Here is a 1879-nt window from a genome sequence, read left to right as displayed (position 1 = left end):
TCGAAGGTTCTAATCCTTTGGTACGGACACAAAAAAGCCGCCTATCGGATTTCTCGAATAAGCGGCTTCTTTAATGGTCGGGGTGAAAGGATTCGGGGAAAAGACTAATGAACAAGTAGTTATAGAGAATGATGTGGGTTAAGGAGGGCGATTGTATTTTTTGCAGACTGGGAGCTGTCTTTGATCTTCGGGGTAATTGGAGAAATCTTGACTATTCGCTATTCGCGAATAGCGAATGATTCACGATGGCAATGAAACCACAGGACATCGTTGTTGCTTTGAAGCTTCTCCTGGTCGGGGAGAAGGGGGGCTCGTATGCGGTTTTGGCGAGTGAATTGGGAATGAGTGCTTCGGAAGTCCATGCAGCAGTTAAGCGATTGCGCGAGGGGCGTTTGGTGCCGGCGGAGGGAATGCGAGTGGCGAGACAACCTTTTCGCAATTTTCTTGTTTCGGGAGTGGCTCATGTTTTTCCGGCCAAAGAGGGGGCGCCTGCACGGGGAATTGCGACCGCTTGGGGCGCTCCTGTTTTGAAAGGCCAGTTTGGCGGAAATAGCCAGGACGTTCCTGTTTGGCCTGATGGAGATGGGAACTCGCGTGGTCCAAGTGTCGAGCCCCTTTACAGATCCGTTCCGGTCGCGGCTCGCATGGATCCAGAATTGTATGATTGTCTTGCGTTAGTGGATACGGTACGACTCGGGAGAGCTCGGGAACGAAAGGTTGCGATTGAAAAGCTTGACGAGAGGATCTTGAGCAATGGCTGAGATTCCATTTGCTAGCCTTAAAGGCTTGGCCCGCGAGTTCGACGAATTGCAAATCGAGTACGCTTTCACCGGAGGCTCGATAGCTGGGCTGTTACTGGATTCTCCTGAGCTGACTCCGATGCGGCCAACTGATGATGTGGACGTTATTGTCGAAGTCCTGTCCAGGAAAAGGTATCCCGAGTTCGAGCAACGGCTGAGAGATAGAGGTTTTGAGAATGATGCGAGACTAGGGGCTCCGATGTGTCGGTGGGTATTCAACACGCTGACTGTTGACTTGATGCCAACAGATGGAACGCTTCTTGGGCTGAATACCATATGGTTTGACTATGCTCTTGCGACAGCGGTCGATTGCGTGATCGATGGCGAATCGATCAAGGTCGTTTCTGCTCCCGCATTTATTGCTACGAAATTGGCGGCTTTCAGTGACCGGGGAGAAGGCGATTACTACGGAAGTCACGACCTTGAGGACATCATCACAGTTGTCGATGGAAGGGCAGCGCTGGTGAAGGAAGTTGGAACTGTGGATGAGAAGCTGCGGACATACGTTCGAACGGAAGTGGCAAACTTGCTGGCTGATCCTGATTTCGAAGAAGCTTTGCCGGCCCATTTGCCTCCTGATTCCGGTAGCCAGGCGAGATTGCCTCAACTGTTGGAAAAACTGAATACGCTTGCTGGCTTATAAACTCTAGTTCTTTGGCGTTTGCTTGAGGGGGGGCTATGTACACCTTCGCTTCGCTTGTTTCGCCGTTCACGAGATGTAGACGAGAAGGACTGACGCCTCTTCGGAACTCATCCTTTCACATGCGGCGTGGGCATGAAAAAACCGCAACTTTTTGAGTTACGGTTTCTTTACCATCGTTGAGATGGTCGGGGTGTTCCGAGGAGTGCTTACGACGACATCTAAGGAACGAAGTGACTGTTCAAGGATTGAGTGAGGCTTCGCCTCAGGTTCTTCGAACCCTACGCTTAGCGTTGCTCCTTCTCCGCTGCGCTCCGTCTACCAAGCACCGCAGGTGCGACATTACCACAAGAGCCCAACCTTCTTCGAAGGTTCTAATCCTTTGGTACGGACACAAAAAAGCCGCCTATCGGATTTCTCGAATAAGCGGCTTCTTTAA

Annotated in this window: 2 protein-coding genes; both read left to right on the top strand. The window is 51.2% G+C overall.

Annotated elements, in window-relative coordinates:
• The first annotated feature begins 251 nt into the window (after positions 1-251).
• Entirely contained in the window at positions 252-761 is a 510-nt protein-coding gene (locus JIN87_RS27870; RefSeq protein WP_200360007.1) for an AsnC family protein, read from the top strand.
• Positions 754-1443: a hypothetical protein gene (locus tag JIN87_RS27865; RefSeq protein ID WP_200360005.1), complete on the top strand. Its 690-nt coding sequence runs from the start codon at positions 754-756 to the stop codon at positions 1441-1443. The genes JIN87_RS27870 and JIN87_RS27865 overlap by 8 nt, the downstream gene beginning before the upstream one ends.
• The last annotated feature ends 436 nt before the right edge of the window (positions 1444-1879 follow it).

It is taken from the genome of Pelagicoccus mobilis (genome assembly GCF_016595505.1).
Taxonomy (GTDB): domain Bacteria; phylum Verrucomicrobiota; class Verrucomicrobiia; order Opitutales; family Opitutaceae; genus Pelagicoccus; species Pelagicoccus mobilis.
Note: the sequence above shows the minus strand (reverse complement) of the source record. Positions and strands in the feature narration are given on the sequence as shown.

Excerpts from the sequence above, each read along its gene's own strand:
- JIN87_RS27870 (WP_200360007.1), top strand. The coding sequence starts at position 252 with ATGAAACCACAGGACATCGTTGTTGCTTTGAAGCTTCTCCTGGTCGGG.
- JIN87_RS27865 (WP_200360005.1), top strand. The coding sequence starts at position 754 with ATGGCTGAGATTCCATTTGCTAGCCTTAAAGGCTTGGCCCGCGAGTTC.